Annotated in this window: 17 protein-coding genes and 1 pseudogene; 11 read left to right on the top strand and 7 right to left on the bottom strand. The window is 68.2% G+C overall.

Annotated elements, in window-relative coordinates; all coding sequences use genetic code 11:
* Window positions 1-672: a lytic polysaccharide monooxygenase gene (locus tag ACI2L3_RS13200; protein ID WP_404752431.1), complete on the top strand. Its 672-nt coding sequence runs from the start codon at window positions 1-3 to the stop codon at window positions 670-672.
* A gap of 121 nt (window positions 673-793) precedes the next feature.
* Here the strand turns inward: ACI2L3_RS13200 and ACI2L3_RS13195 are convergent, their stop codons facing one another.
* On the bottom strand, window positions 794-1,693 hold the full coding sequence (locus ACI2L3_RS13195; RefSeq protein ID WP_404752430.1) for an aminoglycoside phosphotransferase family protein: 900 nt from the start codon (window positions 1,691-1,693) through the stop codon (window positions 794-796).
* 342 nt (window positions 1,694-2,035) lie between these two features.
* Between ACI2L3_RS13195 and ACI2L3_RS13190 the strand changes: the two genes are divergently transcribed.
* Window positions 2,036-3,094, top strand: a complete 1,059-nt coding sequence (locus tag ACI2L3_RS13190) for a hypothetical protein (protein WP_404752429.1) — start codon at window positions 2,036-2,038, stop codon at window positions 3,092-3,094.
* Window positions 3,095-3,232: 138 nt separating this feature from the next.
* Here the strand turns inward: ACI2L3_RS13190 and ACI2L3_RS13185 are convergent, their stop codons facing one another.
* Together ACI2L3_RS13185 and ACI2L3_RS13180 are read right to left on the bottom strand one after the other, a co-directional pair.
* Window positions 3,233-3,622, bottom strand: a complete 390-nt coding sequence (locus tag ACI2L3_RS13185) for a cupin domain-containing protein (protein ID WP_404752428.1) — start codon at window positions 3,620-3,622, stop codon at window positions 3,233-3,235.
* A 115-nt stretch (window positions 3,623-3,737) separates the two neighbouring features.
* Window positions 3,738-4,858 (bottom strand): annotated as a pseudogene (locus tag ACI2L3_RS13180) (serine hydrolase domain-containing protein).
* Window positions 4,859-5,044: 186 nt separating this feature from the next.
* Between ACI2L3_RS13180 and ACI2L3_RS13175 the strand changes: the two are divergent.
* Window positions 5,045-5,719: a TetR/AcrR family transcriptional regulator gene (locus tag ACI2L3_RS13175; protein WP_404752427.1), complete on the top strand. Its 675-nt coding sequence runs from the start codon at window positions 5,045-5,047 to the stop codon at window positions 5,717-5,719.
* A 351-nt stretch (window positions 5,720-6,070) separates the two neighbouring features.
* Entirely contained in the window at window positions 6,071-6,727 is a 657-nt protein-coding gene (locus ACI2L3_RS13170; RefSeq protein WP_404752520.1) for a transposase, read from the top strand.
* Window positions 6,728-6,821: 94 nt separating this feature from the next.
* On the opposite strand, the gene ACI2L3_RS13165 is transcribed toward ACI2L3_RS13170, so the two are convergent.
* The gene (locus ACI2L3_RS13165) at window positions 6,822-7,256 is read right to left on the bottom strand and encodes an SMI1/KNR4 family protein (RefSeq protein ID WP_404752426.1); all 435 of its coding nucleotides are present in this window, start codon (window positions 7,254-7,256) and stop codon (window positions 6,822-6,824) included.
* 253 nt (window positions 7,257-7,509) lie between these two features.
* Between ACI2L3_RS13165 and ACI2L3_RS13160 the strand changes: the two genes are divergently transcribed.
* The gene (locus ACI2L3_RS13160) at window positions 7,510-8,100 is read left to right on the top strand and encodes a hypothetical protein (protein WP_404752425.1); all 591 of its coding nucleotides are present in this window, start codon (window positions 7,510-7,512) and stop codon (window positions 8,098-8,100) included.
* Between the two features lie 495 nt (window positions 8,101-8,595).
* Here the strand turns inward: ACI2L3_RS13160 and ACI2L3_RS13155 are convergent, their stop codons facing one another.
* Window positions 8,596-8,784 (bottom strand): hypothetical protein, encoded by a 189-nt coding sequence (locus ACI2L3_RS13155; RefSeq protein WP_404752424.1) that lies wholly within the window; start codon window positions 8,782-8,784, stop codon window positions 8,596-8,598.
* Between the two features lie 117 nt (window positions 8,785-8,901).
* A complete protein-coding gene (locus tag ACI2L3_RS13150; RefSeq protein ID WP_404752423.1) occupies window positions 8,902-13,344 on the bottom strand; it encodes a hypothetical protein in 4,443 nt (1,480 codons plus the stop codon).
* Window positions 13,345-13,757: 413 nt separating this feature from the next.
* On the opposite strand from ACI2L3_RS13150, the gene ACI2L3_RS13145 reads away from it, so the two are divergent.
* The 6 genes from ACI2L3_RS13145 to ACI2L3_RS13120 all read left to right on the top strand — a co-directional run bounded on the left by ACI2L3_RS13145 (window position 13,758) and on the right by ACI2L3_RS13120 (window position 20,196).
* Complete coding sequence (locus ACI2L3_RS13145) at window positions 13,758-14,504, top strand: peptidase inhibitor family I36 protein (RefSeq protein WP_404752422.1); 747 nt, start codon at window positions 13,758-13,760, stop codon at window positions 14,502-14,504.
* Window positions 14,505-14,520: 16 nt separating this feature from the next.
* A complete protein-coding gene (locus ACI2L3_RS13140; protein WP_404752421.1) occupies window positions 14,521-14,958 on the top strand; it encodes a hypothetical protein in 438 nt (145 codons plus the stop codon).
* A gap of 764 nt (window positions 14,959-15,722) precedes the next feature.
* Window positions 15,723-16,550, top strand: a complete 828-nt coding sequence (locus ACI2L3_RS13135) for a DUF6461 domain-containing protein (RefSeq protein WP_404752519.1) — start codon at window positions 15,723-15,725, stop codon at window positions 16,548-16,550.
* Between the two features lie 67 nt (window positions 16,551-16,617).
* A complete protein-coding gene (locus tag ACI2L3_RS13130; RefSeq protein ID WP_404752420.1) occupies window positions 16,618-18,240 on the top strand; it encodes a hypothetical protein in 1,623 nt (540 codons plus the stop codon).
* 693 nt (window positions 18,241-18,933) lie between these two features.
* The gene (locus ACI2L3_RS13125) at window positions 18,934-19,431 is read left to right on the top strand and encodes a hypothetical protein (protein ID WP_404752419.1); all 498 of its coding nucleotides are present in this window, start codon (window positions 18,934-18,936) and stop codon (window positions 19,429-19,431) included.
* Between the two features lie 408 nt (window positions 19,432-19,839).
* Window positions 19,840-20,196, top strand: a complete 357-nt coding sequence (locus tag ACI2L3_RS13120; protein ID WP_404752418.1) for a gamma-glutamylcyclotransferase family protein — start codon at window positions 19,840-19,842, stop codon at window positions 20,194-20,196.
* A 610-nt stretch (window positions 20,197-20,806) separates the two neighbouring features.
* Here the strand turns inward: ACI2L3_RS13120 and ACI2L3_RS13115 are convergent.
* The gene (locus ACI2L3_RS13115) at window positions 20,807-21,346 is read right to left on the bottom strand and encodes a hypothetical protein (protein ID WP_404752518.1); all 540 of its coding nucleotides are present in this window, start codon (window positions 21,344-21,346) and stop codon (window positions 20,807-20,809) included.
* Window positions 21,347-21,390: the final 44 nt, after the last annotated feature.

Raw genomic sequence — 21,390 nt, 5'->3', positions numbered from 1 at the left:
ATGCGTTGTCATATACATGCCCATAGCAAACAGCGCCGTCTGACGCTCGTCCTGAGTACCTTCGTCGCCGTGCTGCTCGGCCTGATCCCCTGGAGTGGCACAGCAGTGGCCCACGGATCGGTCGTCGACCCCGCATCGCGCAACTACGGCTGCTGGCAGCGCTGGGGCAGCGACTTCCAGAATCCGGCCATGGCCACTCAGGACCCCATGTGCTGGCAGGCATGGCGGGCCGACCCCAACGCCATGTGGAACTGGAACGGCCTGTACCGCAATGGTTCCGGCGGCAACTTCCCGGCAGCCGTCCCCGACGGCCAGCTGTGCAGCGGCGGCCGGACCGAGGGCGGTCGCTACAACGCACTGGACGCCGTGGGCGCGTGGAAGACCACGGACATCGGCGCCAACTTCGACGTCAAGCTGTACGACCAGGCCAGTCACGGCGCGGACTACTTCCAGGTCTACGTCACCCGGCAGGGCTTCGACCCCACCACCCAGCCGCTGCGCTGGAGCGACCTGCAACTGGTGGCCCGCACTGGCAAGTACGCGCCCAGCCAGAACTACACGATCCCTGTGAGTACGTCCGGTTACAGCGGTCGCCATGTCGTCTACACGATCTGGCAGGCCTCGCACATGGATCAGACCTATTTCCTGTGCAGCGATGTGAACTTCCGCTGACCGCGTCGGCACCCTGACGCGCCGTTCCACACCGTTCCGAGGGCAGGCCGCCACCGCACCCGGCGGCCTGCCCTAGGGCGTGTCTTTTGGATCAGCCCGGGCCCGATCCAAAAGACACGCCCTAGCCGATGAGGGCCTCGGTGATCTGCCGGGTGGTCTGCGCGGCGACCCGGGGGTTGACGGCGGCGTAGGTGGTGTAGGCGTTCAGGCCGGTGGCCAGGGCCCAGCCGCGGCCCCGCATCCAGGTGGCGTCGTCCACGCCGAGCTCGTCGCGGAAGGCGGCTCGGCTGTCGGCCGCCATCAGCGTGAAGGCGATCATCAGGTCGCAGGCCGGATCACCGATGCCGAGCCCGCCGAAGTCGATGACGGCGCTGAGGCGGCCGTCGACGGTCAGCAGGTTGCCGGTGTGGAAGTCACCGTGGAACCAGACCGGAGGGCGATCCCATCCGGGGGCGCTCAGCGCCGCGTCCCACAGTTCGGTCATCGCCGCGGCGTCGAACACGCCGTCGACCTTGGCGATGGCGGCCCGCGTCTCGCGGTCCCGCTCGGCCAACGGTTCGCCGGTGAGCTCTGCGTGGGTGTTCTCGGCCGGAAGGTCTTCGGGCGCGAATCGCTGCAGGGCTGCCAAGAACCGCGCCAGCTCAATGGCGGCCGTGGAGGAGTCGGCCAGTGCGTCGACGGCCGCCACCTCGCCGTCCAGCCAGTGGGATACGGCCCAAGGCCACGGATAGCCGAAGTCGGGCTCTCCCACCCCCACCGGCACCGGGATGTCCAGCGGCAGATGCGGTGCTAGCCGGGGCAGCCACCGGAACTCCTTCCTGGCCTGCCCGATGGCCTCGGCGTGGCGGGGCAGCCGGACGGACAGCTCCTCGCCGAGCCGGTAGATCGCATGGTCGGATCCTGCCGGATCGAGCAGCTTCAGGGGCAGCCCCGCCCACTGCGGGAACTGGCTGTCGACCAGGCGCCTGACCAGTGCGGCATCGATCTCGGGGCGAGAGTCCGCGGTTCCCGCGATTGCCAAGACAGCTCCTGTGATCGGCCCGCTCCGTGTGGCGGGCATCCAGGGCCATCACAGTGGGTCGCGCCTCCGCCTGTCGACCGAATTTCGAGACGCACGACGAGCTCGAGGTCGGTGGTGTGCCGGCGCAGGCCCCTTGGAGTGGCCGCGCTCCAAGGCCGCGCTCCACCTCGGCCCCTGCCGGACGTTCGGCCCGGCGGCTTGCTCATGCGATCATTCGGGCGGCTCTCGGTCGACCGGTACACGTCATCTGACGGACGGTCGGGCGGGCCGTCGGGGGCGTTGAGCAATCGAGCGAGGGCGGGAGTGCGCGTGAGTGGGGCTGGGGGGCAGGACGGATCGTCCGTGTCCGATGAGGAGTGGGAGCGGTTCCTCCGTGAATCGGTGGCGGGTGAGGCCGGGGCGCCTGTGGAACCGTCGGCGCGCGCCCGTGAGGTTCAGCGGCGACTGCGGGATCGCTCCGGGCAGCCGGAGGGCTGGCGTACGTACTCACCGGCCCGGCCCCGGCGCAGAACCGGCTGGTACGTGGCCGGGCTGGTGGCGGCGGTCGCTCTGCTGATCGTGGGGCTCTTTCCGCAGCAGGTCCTCGGCTTGTTCGGCGGCAACGACAGCGGGCGGGACGAGACGCCATCGGCGACCGAATCGGATCGGGACCCTACCCGCGCCGACCCTTTCCGCGGTTCGCCCGCCGCCCGCTGGGCCGACGGAGCAGCAGGGATCACGGTGCCACCGGCCAAGGCGACCGGCTGGATGGACGCCGCCCAGGTGGAGCGGGCCCTGCTCAAGAGCCGGGACTTCCTGGTCGCCACGGGGCTCAACTCCCGCGTACTGCGCGGTGAGCGCCCGAAGAAGGCGATCGCGCTGCTGAACCCGCACCAGAAGGACGTGCAGGAGTATCTCCGTACCGCGCTGTCTTCGAAGGCGCCCACTCCCAAGACGGACCCGCTGCTGTTGTTCAGCCGCTTCCGGCCGGAACAGGCCAAACCGGTCGGTGACGTGGTCAAGACGCACGGCCGGCTCACGTACCGGGAAGGGAGACGGGGCGCGGTCGAGGTGACGGCGGACGTCACCTTCGTGTACCCGGTCACGCCGACGGGCGACGGCGGGCGCGACGCCGAGGTCATCCGTACGATCGTGCGGCGCGAGGTGGTGATGAGCTGGGACGACCCGGCCAAAATCATCACGGAACCGGGCACGATGTCCCTCGACTCGTACGCGCTCGACATGACCAACGGCGGCTGCTCCGCCCCGACCGGCTACTTCGAGCCCCCCTTCGGCACGGCCGACGAACAGTCCACCGACGAGGATCACCGCATCGATCCCTACGACCGCAGCAAGCCGATCGTCACGAGCGACGGCACCAAGGCCGAGGGCAACGACTGCGCGACCGCCACCCGTTCCTAGATCCTGCCGCTGTCTCAGGCCTCGCCCACATCAGGAGCGATGTGGGCGGTCCGGGGAGCCGGGGCCCGGGGCGCGGACGTGGGCGGCGGCCTGTGCCGAGCGCGCCTCCACGGATACGGACCGGATGTGAGGGCCCCGCTAAGCATCGCTTCGCTTCTCCAGGCGGCTGCCGCGCGGAAGGGTGACGGACATGATGTCGCTGGGGGCGTCCAGTGCGATGCGGTGCCATCGGCCGCGCGGGACGATGACCGCCGTTCCCGCCGCCAGCTCGACCTCCTCCTCCTTCTCGCCGGGCTGCTGCGGCCGGAGGCAGAGACGTATCCCGCCGCTGAGGCAGGACACGACTTCGTCCGCGGCGGAGTGGACTTCCCAGTGGTCGCCGTGGACGTCGGCGTCGGTCTCCACATGGAAGGTCATCAGCTGCCAGCCGTCCCGCTCCGGGTCGAACACCGGCTGCGTGGCGCGCACTTGGCCGTCTTGGTCAAGTTGGATGAAGGAAGCGAAGAGATCGATCGGGGTAACGGTCATGCCGACACATCCATTCTGCGGTCATCGTTGATCTGGTCGGGTGTAGGGCTTGGGGCAGGTAGGCCGGTGGCAGACCGGACAGATCGACAGCCGGGCCGCGGCCTCCCCGGTCCGGTCAGCCGTACATCGCCACGCGATACAGCGTCGCAAGCGCGTCGTCGATGGGATGGGGCTGCGGCTTGCCGGCGGAGTCGAACCCGTTCCACCTCTGCAGGTTCACCGCGACCGCCATCTGCCGCTCGCCGTCGGCCCGGATCATGGCCAGCGCTCCCCCACCCCAGACCGTGCCGCCATGACCCCAGAAGATGCCCTGCCCGGGACCCTCCGTCGGATACAGGCCGAGGCCGTAGTCGATCGTCTTTCCCTCCTGGGAGACGACCGGGACAGTGCGTTGCATCTGCGCCAGTGACGAAGGGCTGATACGATCTCCCCGGCCAGCAACATGCCGAAGAAGCGGTTGAGGTCGGTGACGGTCGATATCAGCGAGGCCGACGGCCCTACCCACGACATGTCGTAGACGCTGTAGTCGCGCGGCGGGTCGATCATGCCGAACCACGCCTCGTAGAGCCGCGAGTGCGGGCCTTCGACGTGTGGGCCCGCAGGGAACCCGGTGTCCCGGAGCCCGGCCCGCTCGATGACGTTCCGGGTGATGCACAGCTCGGCCGTTGTGCCGCTCACCTCTTCCAGGAGCTGGGAGAGGAGCAGGTAGTTGGTGTTGGAGTACACCCCCGGGGTGCCGCCCGGGGCGCCGACGGCAGGTGCGCTGACCCCCATCCCGATCAGCTCAACGGGATCGAACCGCGTATGCCGGTGGTCGTCCAGGCTCTGCGGCTTGGTGTCCGCGACGACGGGAAACGTCTTCAAGGAGGGGTAGGCGTACGGGAGGTACTCGGCGAGGCCGCTGGTGTGGTTGATCAGCATCCGGACTGTGATCGCGTCGCCACGTTCTCCGGGAACCAGCTTCGGAAGGTACCGGCCGATCGGCGTGTCGAGACCGATCTGGCCCCTCTCGACCTGCTGCAGGACCGCTGCGGCGGTGAAGGTCTTGGTGACGCTGCCGACCCGGTGCCGCATGTCGGCGGTGACGGGACGGCCGGTAGCGACATCGGCGACCCCGGCGGCACCGCGCCAGACCTGGTCACCGTCTCGCACCTCGGCGAACAGCCCCGGCATTCCGGCGCGGTGGACGTCTTCGATGGCTGCGTTCAGCGCCGCGAAATCCAGTGAGTTCTTCACGTCATGCGTCCTTTCGGGTGCCCCGGGGCGAGCTCGCGTATCGACGCCCGCCCCCGGGTGACAGGGCACGCGTGGCACGTCGGCCCGCTGCTGCCGGGTCGCTCGGCACGCTCATGTCCTCAGTATGCACGCGGTGCGTGCATTGCCAAGTGCATGGGCTAAACTGGGTCCGACGAGAGGGGCGAAATGACAGGTCGAAAGCGTTGGTCGACCGAGGAAATCCTGGATGTGGCAGTGGAGTTGCTACGCACGAGCGACGCGGAGTCGTTCAGTGTGCGCAAGCTCGCCGCGACCCTTGGGACCGATTCCTCCAGCCTCTACCGGCACTTCCGCAGCAAGACGGAACTGCTGCGTGCGGTCGCCGACCGGATCCTCCTGGCCTCCATGGACGGCTACCGCCCCGAGGGCGACTGGAAGCAGCGCATCACCGTCCTGGCCCTGCGCGTGCGGGAAGCGTTCGGCCGACAGCCCCAACTCGCCGCGATCTGGGGGCGGTACGCGTCAGGCGGCGCCGGTTCCCGGCTGGTCGTGGAAGAGGTACTCCAGGCCCTGCGCGCGTCGGGACTGCCCGACGAGGAGATCCCTGCGCGCTACCACCGGCTCGCGGTCCTCATCGCCGCGCTGATCGCCTCCGAGGCCGGAGTCAGCGCCATCACCCCGGAAGAGTACGAACAGGGCATGGAACTGTTCCGCGTCACGGTCCTCGGCGCCGACCCCGAACGCTTCCCCGCCCTGGCCCACTTCGCCCGCGACGTCCGCCCTCTCGGGGTGGATCGCAGCGCCGCGTTCGAGGAGATCCTCGCCGCCCACCTCGCCCACATCGAGGCGGCCATCCCCCCGAGCCGGCCGATCGGCTCGTGAGCGATGGGCCTCCCTGTCACCAATCACTCCCGGCATCGGCAGATGCAGCGGTGGGCGGTATTCGGCTGCGGCTGTCTGCAATCACCGACAGCGAGGTGGGCCGAGAGCGCTGCAGGCGTGGCACGAGACGCGGAACTTGAACGATAGGTCACCGGAGAGTTCGGCGAGGGTCTGCGCCTCGCGCACGTTGTCCCATCACGTCTGAATCGATGCCCGCCAATGGCGGCATACACGGCCGAGCGGCGGAAGCATGGCGCCGTTGCGTAGAGATGCCGCGTACCCGCTGACTGCCGCTACCGGAGTTCTGTAGGTTCAGAACCCGTCTTTGCACTCGGACGGTCCCGCGGTGGACTGACCACAAAGATCCACCTGGCCGCCGACAGTCGTTGCAGGCCGCTGGCCTTCGTCGTCACACCTGGCCAGGCCGGTGACGCACTCGTGTTCCCACAGGTCATGGTCCGCTTACGGGTCCCACGGCCGGTCGGCAAGCCAAGGGCAACCCCGGACGTGGTCCCGGCCGACAAGGCGTACTCGTCCCGCGCAATCCGTTCTCACCTGCGTCGGCGCGGGATCCGGGCGGTGATCCCCGCAGCCCCTCGACCAGGCCGCCAACCGCAGACGTCTCGGCAGCCGCGGTGGCAGACCACCGGCATTCGACCGCGAGGCCTACAAACAACGGAACACCGTCGAGCGGTGCATCAACAAGCTCAAACAGTGGCGCGGCCTGGCCACCCGTTACGACAAGACCGCCACCATCTACCTCGCCGGACTCCACCTCGCCGCCATCTTCATTTGGTCAGCGAGGTGACCCGAAGGAAACGGCCTAGTGGCCGACTTCCTCCTCCACATCGACGGCGACGAGATTTGGGTCGATGGAGCGAGGAGCCCTTCGGAGGTTGGCACCCAACCCGACGGTTGCCGGCGAGTGTGCGTCGGGGTGCAGGCGGAGGTTCCAAGACGGGCTCTGAGTACGAACACGACCGGGCCACAGGACACGGGCGAGGTTGAGAGCGGCGGCCGGGCATCATCGAGACCGGCAGCAAGTCCTACCGCCTCGCCCACACCCAAGCCCGCATGAACGAGATCCCCGAAGACTGAGCGCTCAGTCCCGCCACCAGTCCCCGGAGTCCTCCAGGGTACGACGCAGGTAATCGGCCAGTCCGTTCGCCGCCCACGACCGCCCATCCGACTCGTGATCCCAGACGAACACGTCGTCACGCAGCGGGTTCCTGATGAAGGCGAACTGGTCCCCGCCACCGTTGTCACCGAAGAACATCAGCGGCTCAAAGGGCATATAGAGCTTGGCGAAGTCCGCCGAGGCGCGGAAGGACGCGTTCTCTTTGGCGATCCTCTCAGCGCTCCACACCACGTCGGTGTCGTAGTGCCCGCGCACCCCATTGCACTCACGGAGCAGGAACGAGAGATCCCCGGGAAGCGGCTGCCCCAGCACACGTTCGGCCCCGGCCAATGCCTCGCTGGTCGCCGGCTCAGCAAGCTCCGCGTCTGCCATCGCTTCAAGAATCAGGTCACGCCACATCCGGCGAGCATCTCAGGGCCTCGAAGATCACGACAACCCGATCATGCCATCAAAGCACGCACTCACCCCGGAGTGACATCGAAACTCAGGCTCTGGTCCACTTGGTGTGGTGTCGGGGCTGATGCGCAGCCGCGTGCTATTGACGAAGGCGGCTGACTCGCGTCATCCCGGACACCGCAGCTGCGCTGACTCCACGTGCCCCCTCTCAAACAATCTGGTCGACGCAGGTCAGCGGGGCTCGTACTCTCTCGAAGTGCCCACAGCCCTGAACATCGACTCCTGGCGGCAGGTGAAGTCCCGGCAGGACTTCACCGCCTACCTTCAACGCCTGTCGGCCGACTGCGAGGCCGCGTGCGAGGGGCAGGACCCCCGCACACCCGCAGCACGGCGCTGGACCAACCAGTCCGTCGACGGCTTCCTCTGGGCCTGGGTCCGGCTTCTGGGAAGCCGGCTTGACGGCACCGACCTGCTGCAGGCGCCCGGCCGGCCCGGATGGCAGGGACTGGCATTCCAGCTGGACACCCTCCGCACCTCCCCACCCGAGCTCGACAGTTCTCTCGCCGGTTCCGTCACCGAGCCGGGCGAGGTACACACCGCCCACGATCTGCGCCTGTATGCCGCGACGCTCGCCGTCGACTTCGCCCGCGACCAACGGGAAACCCAGGCGAAGATCAGCCGCGGCGAGTGGGCCGGCGATGGCGGCAGCTGGGCGTCCGGCACCCTCAGCCAGGTACTCGAATCCTGGGCCGCCTGGCTGGGCGCCACACCGTTTCACGCCCAACTCGAACCGGTTACCTGGCGGTCAGTCGCCCATCAGCTCACAGCCGCCCAGATATACGAGTAGCTCCGATGGACCAGATCAACTGTGACGACGAGCGAATCGGGCCAGAGCATTTGAAACGCGGCTGAGGCTGCATCAAGGTGCTCAAACGGCAGAGTTTCGGGCGCGCAGGATTCGAACTCCTCCGCAAGCGGGTCCTGCTCTATGAAGAGGGGGCAGCTCAGGAGTCTCCCTCGACCAGGCCGAACCCCTCAGGGAAGCCTTCCAAGAACTCGCGACGCGAGGCGTCGGTCTCCTCCGCAGCCACCGACAGAGCGCGACCATCTCACCACAGGCCACTGACTTCACCACCGGTGAGCTGCACAGCGGTGAAAGGAACTCGAACAGCGGCTCGGGCCGCTTGTCGATGTGTGCCGCGGCCTCAAGGAGCACGGGGTCGGCGACCGAGACGGCCATCTCCACGCCCGGCAGCTGGAAGCGCGCGACGGGCCCATACTCCTGGTGCAACCACAGCTGGTAGGTGTGCAGGCCCCCCTCTGTGCGTGATGCGGCAGATGCCTACGACGCGGCTCCCTTGGCGTCCACCACGCCGCCGATGACCAGCAGGATGACGGGGAAGACGATCAGCAGGAAAGCCATGGTCCAGCCCATCTTCACCGTTGTCTTGATCGCGACCTTCCTGCAGAGCAGGGCCACGGGCACCAGGTAGAGGAACGCGGCGAAGAAGGCCAAGTACAGAAAGCCCATGAGGATTTCTCCCTAGACGTGCGGAGGGGGGACGGGCCGGCCGGTGCGGGCCGGTCCGTCCCCCCTCTTCGTGCATCGGATCAGTCGGCGGTCATGCGCTCACTCACCCACTCCGGGTCACCGGGTGAGGTTTTCGGTGAACTTGTTAGCCGGCTCGTCACAGTGCACCACACTGCCGGGACGGTTCCCCGGCCCGTCCCCGAGGAACGGAACGGGGGCGTCCACGCCCCACGGGTTGCCGCCGCTGCCCCGGTGGTAGGCGGAGCAGGAGGCGTAGGCGTTGCCGTTCGGCGCGGTGGCGGGGAAGTTGGAGAAGTTCCGCCAGTCGCCGCCGCTGATGCGGTGGTTCGACTTCCGGCCGAGGTTGTCGGTCAGCCGGTCGTCCACGTACAGATAGAGGTCCGGCATGTACGACTGGAAGACGATGCCGTCGGACGGGTTGGCGTCCCTGTTCTTCTGCAGGTGAGTCGGCTTCACGGAGCCGTCGGCGCAGAAGGCCGCGGCGATGTCCTGCCAGATCGGCGGGGCGTTGCCGATCATGGAGCCGAACATGTTGTTGTTCCACTTCCCGGTGTTCTTGAAGAACATCGAGTAGACGTCCCCGGCGAACCGCCGCACGGTGTGGTTGGTCTCCAGGTCGTTGTTGACCTGGTCCACCCACGCCTTGACGTTGTCGTTGACGGACTTGTGGCCGATCATCGCCCGGTAGCCGTGCACACCGCCGCCGACCCCGCGGAAGTCGACGCACTGCTTGGCGTCGTCCAGACGTGCGCCGCGGAAGTGCGGGAAGTACGCCTGACCAGGGGTGTCACCGTCCTTGTAGGGGTGGGACGTGTGGACGTTGCCGTACTCGAGCGCGTCCTGCGTGGTGTAGTCGATGTCCGGCGCCGGGATGCCGTAGTCCGCCTCGATCGCCTGCATGATGTCCGTGACGAAGTGCGGCAGGTGGGCGTTGCCGACGCGGGCGCGGTAGTCGGACCCCACGCTGCCGTCGACGATCTTCCCGTCCTCGCCGACCACGAACGTCACGTTCACATCAGACTTGATCTTGTAACTGTTCGGGTCCGCGTACGCCTTGGACGCGGGCTCGGCCGGGTCGGGCCGCTCGTTGGACATGGCCATCCAGCGCGGGATGGAGTGCTTGGGGGCGGAGCCGTCGGCGCGCGGCTTCCAGCCACCCGCCTTGATCTCCTTGGCCCACTTGTCGGCCGCGTCCCACGTCTTCTGGCCCGTGCACTCGCCGACGGCCTTCGCCGAAGGGCAGCGCGCCTTGGAGGACATGCCGACGGCGTCGGCGCCCTCCGGGTTGTTCCACAGCGGGCCGTGGTCAGCGAGGCCGAGACCCCAGTCGTAGAGCGCCTTCATCGACTGCACCGGCGAGTTGATCTCGGTCGACACCGGCCAGTTGGAGTTCAGCTCCTGGTTCGGGTCGAAGATCGCCGCGGCGGTCAGCGAGCGGTGCACGAACTTGCCCTTGATCGGCTTGAACGCCACGGAGTTCCAGGCGATGTCGCGGTCCGCGTTACCCGTCTTCGTGTAGTTCGTGAGCTTCACCTTCGGCGTGCCCGTGAACTTGTAGGCGCCCAGCGGCACCCACTTGCCGTTGTTCGCGTTCTGGTCGACGACCCGCTCGTAGGGGCCGCCGGACGCGCCGCTGACGACGTACGTCGCGTGCCTGGTCTGCGCCCCGGTGTCGGGGACGTAGGCGTAGACGGCGGCGAGGTCGTACTTCTTGCCCGCCGTCCACTCGCCCTCGATCGTCATCCGGTTGCCGTCGCCGCCGAGGTGGTCCTCGTTACGGGTGTGGGTGTACCAGAAGTGGCCGCCGTGGCCGCCGCCGATGGAGTGCAGATCAGCCTTCGCCTCGTAGTGTTTGTCCCAGTCAGGATGGAAGGTGAACTGGAACGAGCCCGTCGAGGACGCCTTGCCGCAAGTGGACCAGGTCGGCGTTCCGTTGGGTACGGAGGCGACGACGTCGGAGCCCGCGGGGGCGCCCCCGCACACCGGGTCGCCGTTCTTCAGCCGGTAGCCGCGGCCCGGCTCGGAGCGCAGCGTGACGTACTTGATGCTCTCGTGCCCGCACGTCTGGTCGCAGTCGGGCTTCCACACCGCCTTCTCCTGCGTCCACCAGAACTGCCGGTAGCAGGCCTCGTCCGGGCAGTCGACCGGGTTGGCCGGGTCGCAGTTGTTCTTCTTGTTGCAGAACGTGTCCAGCGGCGGGCTGACGCGGGAGCGGTCGGCGATGCTCGCCCACCACGCGGGACGGAACCCGGCGGTGTTGAAGCCGGACTCGCCCTTCCAGTCCTGCTTGCCGTCCGTGCCGTAGGAGAAGCCGGTGTCGATGGACCAGGCGGACCAGCCCATCACCTTCTCCTCGTACGGCCAGTCCTGCGGGTGCGCCGCGTCACGGATGTTGTTCGCGTTGAGGCTGACATCCATGAACGGGTGGTCCCAGGCACCTTTCTTGTACATGGGGTTGGCCGGGTTGTTGTACCAGCCGAGGCCCCAGTGTCCGCCGTTCTTGCCCGACTCCGACTTGGGGTTGAAGCCGAGGTTGTAATTCCAGGCGGCGGTGAACCAGTTCTCCATGCGGGAGGGATCGTCGTTGTTGACCGTGATCTTCTGCCCGTCCTTGTGGACCTCGTTCCACTTGTCGGCGAGGATCTTCATGGAGGCGGCGATGTTGGTCGCGTAGTCGACCGCGATGACCTTCTGCAGCTTCGGGTCGAGGCTCGTCTCGTCCTTCTTCTCGTGGCCCTTCAGGCGCATGCCGTCGGTAACCTGGCCGACGCCGTAACCGCAGTCGGACTTGTCCCAGTTGATGCGCCAGTAGCCGAGGAGCGTGTCCTTCGCCTTGTGGCCGTAGTAGCCGTCCACGGCGGCCAGCGGATTGCCCATCTGGCCGGGGATCGCGCCGGACTCGGCCTGCCACAGGTTGGACTCCTGCGCCAGGATGCCGAGGAGCACGCTCGCCGGGATCCGGCCGCCCCCGTTCAGCTTCGGCAGCGGGAACAGGCCCTGCGGGTCGATCGTGCCGAGCCCCGCCTGGCCCCGGTAGTCGCCCTGGCGGATCCACTTGGCGCGCAGCTCACCGCGTACGGCCATGTCCACCGCCCACTCCACCTGGTTCGGCGTCGGCTGCAACGCCTGGGCGCTCATGTCGTTGCGCGAGACGGAGCACCAGCGGTCGGTGTCGACGGGATCGTGCGAGACGGACGCGGCCGCGGTCTTGACGGCCGAGGCGCGGGTCAGCGTGCGCGGCTTGCTGTCGCCGGTCAGGGCAGGGGAGAGGCCCGCGGTGGTGCGCGGCTGCGCCGACTCGACCCGCTGCTCGACCTCCTCGCCGGTGGTCGTCGCGGTCGACGTCACCGTGATGGTGGTCTCGTCGTCCGCGGTGCCCGGGGCCCGGCCGGAGCGCGAACGCACGCCCGCCTCTGGCTCATGCGCCTTGTCGAAGCCCTTGCCCGCGCCCTTGATGCGGGTCAGTCCGGCGCGGACGCCGGGGGTGAGGACGGGCTCGACGGCGAGCCGGCCGTGCGAGGAGAGGTCGGTGTCGGCGGGCGCGTCGACCCGGGTGACCCCGCTGTCCCGCAGTCGTACGTCCTTGGCCTCGCCGGTCAGGAAGGTGCGGCCCCGCGCGCCGGGTTCGAGGCCGAGGTCGCCGAGGCGGCCGGTGGCGATCGTGCGGGGCTCGCCGTGCCCGTCGTACACCTTGGCCTGCGCCGTCTTCGTGCCCTTGCGGTCCACGAAGCCGACGCGGTCGCCGCCCATGGGGCGGATGTCGAAGGGGACGCTGTCGCCCTCGGCGACCTTGCGGATCCTGCCCTTGCCGTCGACGTGGACGAGGTCGCGGCCAAGACCGGCGACCACACCGTCCTTCACGGGCGCAGCCGACGACACCTGGCCGCGCAGCTCACCGATCTTGGCGATGGTCTTGCCCGCCGTGTCCACCGTGATCACCTGCGTCTTCACCTGCGACACGTCGTTCATGTCGCGGTACTGGGTGAAGGCCGCGGTGTGCGTGGTGGTGTTACAGGTGGGGTCGAAGTAGGCGAGGGTGCCGGTGAACGGCAGCTTCGTCACGTCCCCCGTCCTCGTGTTCACGATCGCGGTGAACGCGCCGCCCTGCATCAGGTCCGGCTTGTTGGTGAACGCGCGCGGCGCGTACACGGCGGCGACATGGGAGTCGTCCATGACGCACTGGTTGCCGATCCACGAATCGGCGGGCATTCCGGGCTCGTTGAGGACGGCGGCGGTCTTCCACGCGTACGCCTCGTCCGACGCGGCGGCGAGGATGCGCAGCCCCTCGGAGTCGGCGGCGGCGGTGACGACCCGGTCCTTCGAGGTGTCCCAGCCCTTGCCGAGCTTCTCGTCGGGGTCGGCGACGGCACCCGAACCGGGTCCGTCTCCGGCCGACTTCGGCTGGGAGGCGACGGTCGTGCCGTCGGGCGCGGCGTGGGCCGTGCCGGTCTGGATCAGCCCGGCCAGGACCGCGGCGGCCGCGAGGCCCGCGAGGCCCGCGATCCCGGCGCGTGCCGGTCTCCGTATGTGCGATGTCAACTCATGCTCTTCCTCTCACAGTTGGCGCATGGCAAAGCAGCACCGATGGTGTGTTACGGGTCTTCTCCCGTGATGTCGGTGCGTTGCCGGTCAAGCTGTGAGGTGTGGGGGAAATGGGATTGATCATCGTAAGGCGTAGATAAGGGTGGCCGTAAACCGGGTGCCACGACGGACATATGAGGACTCGTCACCGCGTGACGCCGCGTCACGACGTGCTTGACCGCGCCGTGAGTCGATCTTGATTGGGCTGTTATCCCTCGCCGTACAACCATGCTTAACGCCACAGATGGGGTGGGTGGCACTTGTCGGCTTTAAGCGGATTCATCCGCTAGATCGGTGCACGCTCCACGCATTACGTTCCTTGATCGGATCCGCGCTCCGGAGAACCCGGAGCTCCATGGATCCGCTCGAACATGACGTCTTTCTGGGGAACACCCGTGCACATCAGCGCCCGCACCACCATGGCCGCCGCCGCCCTCGCCCTCGCGACCGCAGGCATTACCGCCGCTCCGGCCTTCGCCGACAGCTCCCTCCCCGAGGTGCCCAGCACCGTCTCCGGCACCGCGACCGCCGAAGAGGAGGCGCAGGTCCACCAGGAGGTGGAGAACGCGCCGAAGGTCGAGATGTACTACCACGGCGAGAAGATCGACTCCCGGTCCGACGACCTCGGCGGCGCGCAGGTCTGCGCCGAGGTCTCGCAGGACGGCACGATGGAGTGCTTCGACGACCAGGCCGAGGCCGACGCCTACCTCGCCGAACACGCGCCGACTCCGCAGGCGCGCGAGGGCGCGGCCGCCCAGAGCGCCCCGAAGGCTGCGCCGGCCGCCACTGCCCTGCGCAGCAGCTGGCTGGACTGCCCCAAGAGCTGGGTGTGCCTGTGGCAGGACGCGGACTTCAAGGGCCGTCGCCTGCAGTGGCCGACGTACGACACCGCGAAGACCCGCCACCTGGACCAGTACAGCCCGAGCTTCCGGGACAAGGCGTCCTCCGCGTACGTCAACCGCCCCCAGCGCGGTGTGGAGCTGTACGACTTCCGCACCGGCATGCCCGACCCGCACCTCTTCCTCGGGGCCGGATACACCCGGTACCCGAACTTCAAGAAGATTTCCTACGCTTACGGTGGCAACTGGAACGACAAGGCCGACGCGATCAAGTTCTGAGAGGGAGGAGCGCGTGATGCGACCCCGGCTGATCCGATCCGCGGCGCTCGCCCTCGGCGCGTGCGTCGCCATCGGCCTCACGAGTGGCTGCGAGTTGACCGACACGACGGCCCAGGGCACCGCCACCGAGCAGGAGACCCTACCGCCCGACACCGACAAGAAGCAGTCGAGGAAGAACGCCGACGACTTCCGCGCGTGGGTCGAGGCCAACGGCACCCAGGAGCAGAAGAAGGCGGCGTCCCGCGTACGGCGCGTCATCGGCGAGTGGGACGACAGAACCGGCAACGCCTACATCTCCACCGACATCAACGGTGGGACGACGCCGGTCAAGGAGCCCATGGCCACCGCACGCGCGCTCGCCGCGGCCTTCGACGACTGGAAGGACTCCAAGGAGGGCTACGTCTCGGTGTACGACGTCTTCGGCAACGCCCTCGTCACCAACGAGGAGTTCTGAGCCGAGGAGTTCTGAGCTGAGGAGTTCTGAGCTGAGGAGTTCTGAGCTGATGCGGAGTCGGGGCACGGCGCGCCCAGTGCGCCGTGCCCCGGACCGTACGAGGCGTCAGTCCTGATGGACGATGGCGGTGGACTTGCCCGTTGCCCAGGGGCCGGAGACGATCAGACCGTGGCGGGCTCTGATCTCGCGCCGGTGATAGCGAGAGCCTAGAAGGGCCGCAGCGCGGCAGCTGCTTACGGTAGGGCTGTGGTGCCCCTCTCCAACGACGCAGACGAGTCGACACGCCCCTTCCGGTACGGGTCGTGCTGCCCGCCGACCCGGTGCTGGGGCACCCGGAACAGGAGGTCGTGGCACGGCTGCGGAGGCGGCGGCAAACCGAGCCGGGCTGGCTACCTCGTGGGGCCGAACAGGCTCACGCCCGCCAGGGTCCGGCAGCCGCCCCGCCCACCACAAGAAGGGCACCAAACCCCGGAACATCGAGGAGCGGCAAACTTGACGGCCTGGGCCATGTGCAGCGGGCACGAGGCCGAAGAATTTCACGGGGTACGTCGGTGGATCTCAGCTCAGTGATCATCGCTGTCGCAGGCGTCGCAGGAACCCTGGGAGGGGCGCTACTCACCCAGCGCGGCTCCGAACGAGGTGCCCCCGAATCAGGCGAAACGATGGAGACCGCGGCCCAGGCCCAGTACGAGGCCTGGGAGATGCTCCGAACTATGAGAACCGCTATGCGCCACGACCTCGGTGTGTCGCATGAAGATTGAGAGCTGGCACCTCAGCTCCGTGCGAGCTCTGTTGTCTGCTTCGACCAGCCAAAAAAGCTGATCGAGACAGGGGTCTCAGCCCCCAGCAACTGGGCGTTCATCGTGGAGAGCGGAGGCAGCGGAGGCTGGGCCCCGGATCCGGCCGTATCCCGCGGCGCCGAAGTACTGATCTTCGATCCACGGCCCGACGACCCGCCCTCCTTCTTCAGCTACCACGCCGACGGCGAGGTACAGCTCCACTTGGAGCTGGGCGCCGACTACGACCCCGCAGGCGCCCAGCCCGACCTGCTGCGCCCGGCCCTCGAGGAGGCCGGGGCCATCGCTCCCCAAGACTCCATCGACGACATGCTGGGCATGGACGAAGAACTGTCGACACACGAACAACAACGCCGGACACTGACGGCCATCGGCGCACACTTCGGACTGTCCCTGCCGCAGGAAACCATCGAAAGCAGGCGCCTTCCTGACACGGGACACGGGTGGCGACGCCACTCCACCGCAAACCAGCCCGACGATCAGGGTGATCGACCACACCCGACGGCTCGGCGACTCCAGGAACCCGAGTGGCGCAGGCCAAATGCGCAGCGCGCAGGACGGGGGGCCATGTCGTGTGCGGACGGCTGGCCCGAGGTGGCCGTCGCACCAGCCCGGTCCCGGTCACCATCCAAGCCGAAACCGTGCTCCGGCGTGGTCGGATCCCGCTGGTATGTGGCCGCCACAGATCATCACGCCGGGTCAGGCGACAGGTGGTTGGGCGCCGATGCCGGTGCGAACAGGACGCGCCGAGCCGAAAATTCCGTCCCGTATGGGTGGATCAGCCTCTTTCCCTGATGATGGGACCGCTCTTTCCCTGATGATGGGACCGCCCGGGATAACGGATCAAGACGGGGGGTCGTACATGGCGGTGGAGACCGGCATGCAGCAGGAGGAGCGTGCCGCAGGGCGGGTGTGGACGGTGCGCCTGGCCCCGGACGGGCACCCTTCAGCCGGTGCGGTGCGGCTCTCCTGCTCCCGCCCGGCCTGCGCCGATCAGCGCTTCTCTGATGGAGCCGCTGCGGGGCGCAAAGCCGCGATCGGCCACCTCAACCAGCATCTGGCCCGCATCCGCGAGGGCGGCGGGCCGCGCGCCGAGGCGTGGTGCGCCTGCCACGCCGTCGACTGCGCCTGGCACATCCCCGACGTCCTCGATCAGCGGCGTGGTGTGGCGCGGCAGGCGCCAGCCGCGGTGGTGCGGTGCGGCGGCCCGGTGGTCCTGGCCGTGTCCGCGGACCGCGCCGGGCGGCTGTGGCGGATCGCCGAAATGTGTGCACGGTGCGCGGCCGCCACCCCCGGCTGCCGAGTCCTGGATACCGCACCGCCTCCGGCTCGCACCACGCCGGTCAGGGCTGCCCCGGCGGGAAAGACGGCATCGGGGCGGGAGCCCGCAGGCGGTGTGACGGTGGTGTTCTCCGACCACGACTCCTCCCCCACGACCGGCGCCCGGTCATCTCGCGCCGCGCCGCCGGCGACCGTCCCTGGTGCCCGCGCCTCCACACCGGCAGGGGCGTCCCGGCGGGCGAAACGGTCGGGGAAGATCGCGCAACGGGTGGTGCCGCACGACCTTGAGCCCGACGTCCTGCGCCTGGAACTCGTCGAGCTCGGGGAGGCATTCCGCATCTACCAGCGGCGCACCGAGCCCGACCTGGCGCTGCTGGCCGAGCTCCACGAACGCAAGGCCCGCGCCTTTCGTCTGTGGGCCGACGTGAGTGGTGACGGCTCCCTGCGCCGTGAGGCGCACCGGGCCGAGAAGGCCGCCCAGACCAGCCGCGAGATGCACGCCAACCGCGGCGGCACGGTGAGCAGCGGAGACGGGCCGGTGGTGGAGCGGTTGCTGACCCGGGCGCAGGGCGGACACGCCCGTACTGTGCTTGAGTATGTCCGCGCTCAGGCTCCGCGGCCCACGGCCGAGGTACGCCTGGCCGTGCTCATGCTCACCTTGCGGGCCGCACGCGCCGGCAGCGGGAACCTCACCGGCCAGGACCTCGCCGGCTGGCTCCAGGCCGATGCCGAGCGGGTGCTCGGGCAGCTGGTCGAGGACGGGTGGCTGCGTCTGCCCGGCACCACGGGCGAGGTGATGGCCTCCCGGCCCGAGGACCCCACCGCGTTCACCGTCCCTGCTCTGCTGCCGGAGCATCCCCGGCCGTTCGTGTTCGGCAAGAGCAACCGCTCCCGGATCTCCGGCTGGGCGCAGAAGGTGGCCGGTGACCGAAAGCTCCGCAAGAAGAAGGCGGGCGCGGCCACCCGGCTGCTCGCCCTGTACGCCGCCGCCCACGCCCGCCCCGACGGACGCCTCGGACGCGTCGAGGACGGCGGACTCATCCTCAGCGAGGCTGCCGCGTTCTGCGGTCTGGCGGTCGAAGACGTCGGCGAGCACGCCGATCTGCTGGTCGCTGCCGACTGGCTCGCCGAGGGCGACATCGCGGCGGGCACCCTGCGCGGACGACTCACCGAGCGGGTCCTGCCGCTGGCCGGACTGCTGTAGCGCGAGAACCGCCCGGGGCGCCCCGGACGGCCCAGCCGTGGCCAGCCCCCAGGGCTTGCGGGTGAACACTTGTGACTGTTCCCCGCGCCGATGGGGAGGCCGGGATTTGGCCTCGCGAGTCCGCAGGATCAGGCGAAGACGTTCGACGTTGGAAGCCTGCCGCGCATGCCCCGGTCCGACGCGGTCGTCGTTGGGACACGCCTTCCCCGGTCCGACGCCGCATGCGGGGCACGATCCGCCGTAGGGATGGAGGCTTCGGAGTGCGAGCCGCGGCTCAGCGGCCGGAGCGAGGCAGGAGTGGCCCCCTCGCGGCAAATGTTCTGGCCATGGTGATCCGCGAGGGCAGCGAGGAGCCGGGTCAACTGCTCGCGTTCCGGCGGGGTCAGTAGCGCGAGCATCTCTTTTTCCCCCTGAGCAAGCAGTTTGTCCACCTTCGACAGTTGCCGGTGACCCTGCCCAGTGGGCGGAAGATGTGGGCCAGGTGGTTTCACACTGCGGGTCCCACGCCTTCAGCGACTACGAGTGTGAGCACACCCCACCGTTGCACCAGAACGCGGGCAAACCACGGTCGTTGCTGGACCGACACGCCCGCGGGCAAACCCACGACTTCAGTCCCGAGCTGCTGCGACGTGCCATCTCGCGGCTCGGCAGCCCAGCGCACCGTCTGCCCGGGCATTAGGTGCGGCCGCGCATGTGACGAACCTGCCCTCACCAGAAAGCGGAAGCGCAACTGCCACATTCAGCATCGACAGCACCAACAGCAGCATGCGCGCCCAGAGTTGCCATCTCGATTCGCACATCCGTTCCAGCACTGTCGATGAAACCCTGGGGCCACATGGGACATACCCAAAAGAGATTCCACTCACAGACCCCGCCGAGGCGGCCGTGCTGGTGGACAGACTCGGCGACGACCGGACTGGGGGCGTGTATGCCAAGGACGGATGCCTCGTGCTGACGGTCACCGACCAGGCAGCCGCAGAGACTGTCCGGGCTGCCGGTGGTCAACCGGAGCTCGTTGAACGAAGCACCGCCGAACTTGCCGCCATCCACGATGAACTCGACAAGCTCGGCGCCATCAATAGCACGGCGTGGGGAGCCAAGGCCGACACCAACCAGGTCGAAGTCAAGGTACAAGGCCTGCCGGCCCGGGACCCGCGGCCCCTCGACCAGCTTCGGACCCGGTTCGGGTAGCAACGGCTCGATCAGCGACCACCGTTCGTCCGAGACGATCCACGGACGCGACTCGCTCTTTCCCACGACCAGACCAACGAACAACCAAGCCGACAGTCACATGATCAACGGCTTCTGTTAGGACCTCTAAGAGCCTGTCTTTGAACCCCCGCCTGCGCCCCGACGCCCGACACGCACTCCCCCAAGCTCTCGGCTCCACTCGAGCATGGGAGGCCCCAATCTGCCGCTACGCCCGCGCTGCGCGCGAACGACGGGGGTTCAAAGACAGACTCTCAGTGCCTGTTCGGCCAGAGCCTTTCCTTCAGACGCCCCGTCACGCGCTGCACGCAGGACGGCGAGAGGGCCCCTCAACCTGAGTTTGCTAGCCTCATAGCCATTCTTGACGATGCAAACTCAGGTGTTAACGAAATGGCCCTCACCGCCCCTCACGCCCTTTTCACCTACGGAACGTTGCAGATGAGCGAGGTACAGCTCGCACGCTTCGGCCGTCTTCTACAGGGACGCCGCGACGCACTGCCCGGATACCGCACAACGGAGCTCGTGATCACGGATCCTGATGTCATCGCGGTCAGCGGCACCGACCGGCACCTCCTGGTCACACCGTCGGACGATCCGACCGATTCAGTTGAGGGTGCCGTCTTGGAGTTGACTGACAGCGAGCTCGCCGCAGCAGACGACTATGAGGTCGACGACTACGCGCGCGTGGAGGTCACTCTGATGTCAGGCAGAACGGCGTGGGCGTACCTGGCAGCATCTCTTTGTTGATGCACCGCTCGACGGTGTTCGGCCAGGACCACGTCCAAGGTCTCCCGCAGCCGGTCGACCGGCCGTGAGACCTGTGAGACCTGTGAGACCTGTGAGCGGACCATAGTCTGTGGGAATGCAGGTGCGTCCCCGGCCTGACCAGGTGTGACGGCGGAGACCAGCGGCCTGCAACGACCGTCGGCGGCCCGACGAATCTTCGTGGCCAGTCCACCGCGGGACCGTCCGAGTGCATGGCCGCGCGGCTCGCCAGCCGGAGCCTCCTTGTACTTAAACGCGATCGCGTCGAATACCTGCCGGTGATCTCGCCACCGTCGCCCCCCCCGCCTCGGCCCCGGTCCGGCAGCAACGGCTCGATGCCTGCCTACTGAGCATCAGCCAACGACGACCGGAATGGTTGGCCTCGCTCGTTGCGCCGGTCGGGCATCAGCGCAACCGGGCCGAGGACGAAGACCTGGAAGGAGAGTCCGCCGACCCGGACTTCGGCGCCAAGCCGGCCCGAATCGGCATGCGACCAAGGAGCGGCCGGGAGCAGACGTTCTTCTTCGACCAAGAGCTGTCCCGTAATGATCGTGCGGAACCGTATGGCAGGCTCCGTCGGATGCTCTTGGAGTCAGTCCAGGCTGGTCGCCCATGCCGCCAGCGCGGCGAAGTCGTTGGTGGCAAGGCCGAATCGAGGGTCGACCCGGTGCAGTAGCGCGGGGCCGTCGTGGTGCTCGTTCACCCAGGCACGATCCGCCTCTGTGATCTCGTCGTCGATCCAAGCGAAGGCCCTGCCTTTCGCCCATGCGACGATCTCCGGCGTCTTCCAGAACACGCCGCCGCCGGGCTCGGCCCGCGGTGAGGACCAGGCGATGAAGGGCAGCTCGGACAATCCCAGTACCGGTGCGACGAAGACGTTGGCTTCTTCCTCCCACGTCGTCGCCCACACCAGGTCGAATGGAAGCGCGTCCAGCGCCGGGCCGTGACGCGGGTCGAGCCACACCCGCAGCGGTTTCACCGGCTTGTTCGGCAGCCCCCACTCTGCCAGCCGACGCCGCTCGGCTGTCTCCCAGCGCGGCGTCAGCAGCCGGTGCGTCTCATATCCCTCGGGACGTCGATGCGGCTTCGCGGCATACGGATTCAACGGTCCGTCCACATCCACCAACAGCACTGGACGCACGAGCCCACCCCCCCCCGATCCTGATCCGCACGGTA

Origin of the sequence: Streptomyces sp. NPDC029674, assembly GCF_044903205.1 — a bacterium.
Lineage (GTDB): Bacteria > Actinomycetota > Actinomycetes > Streptomycetales > Streptomycetaceae > Streptomyces.
The sequence above is the reverse complement of the archived record's forward strand: the minus strand, read 5'-3'. Positions and strand labels throughout refer to the sequence as shown.

What these genes read in the sequence shown, in the direction of transcription:
- ACI2L3_RS13140 (WP_404752421.1), top strand. Translation starts at nt 14,521, where the DNA reads ATGCGACCCCGGCTGATCCGATCCGCGGCGCTCGCCCTCGGCGCGTGC.
- ACI2L3_RS13145 (WP_404752422.1), top strand. Translation starts at nt 13,758, where the DNA reads ATGACGTCTTTCTGGGGAACACCCGTGCACATCAGCGCCCGCACCACC.
- ACI2L3_RS13120 (WP_404752418.1), top strand. Translation starts at nt 19,840, where the DNA reads ATGGCCCTCACCGCCCCTCACGCCCTTTTCACCTACGGAACGTTGCAG.
- ACI2L3_RS13175 (WP_404752427.1), top strand. Translation starts at nt 5,045, where the DNA reads ATGACAGGTCGAAAGCGTTGGTCGACCGAGGAAATCCTGGATGTGGCA.
- ACI2L3_RS13165 (WP_404752426.1), bottom strand. Translation starts at nt 7,256, where the DNA reads ATGTGGCGTGACCTGATTCTTGAAGCGATGGCAGACGCGGAGCTTGCT.
- ACI2L3_RS13185 (WP_404752428.1), bottom strand. Translation starts at nt 3,622, where the DNA reads ATGACCGTTACCCCGATCGATCTCTTCGCTTCCTTCATCCAACTTGAC.
- ACI2L3_RS13200 (WP_404752431.1), top strand. Translation starts at nt 1, where the DNA reads ATGCGTTGTCATATACATGCCCATAGCAAACAGCGCCGTCTGACGCTC.
- ACI2L3_RS13155 (WP_404752424.1), bottom strand. Translation starts at nt 8,784, where the DNA reads ATGGGCTTTCTGTACTTGGCCTTCTTCGCCGCGTTCCTCTACCTGGTG.
- ACI2L3_RS13130 (WP_404752420.1), top strand. Translation starts at nt 16,618, where the DNA reads ATGGCGGTGGAGACCGGCATGCAGCAGGAGGAGCGTGCCGCAGGGCGG.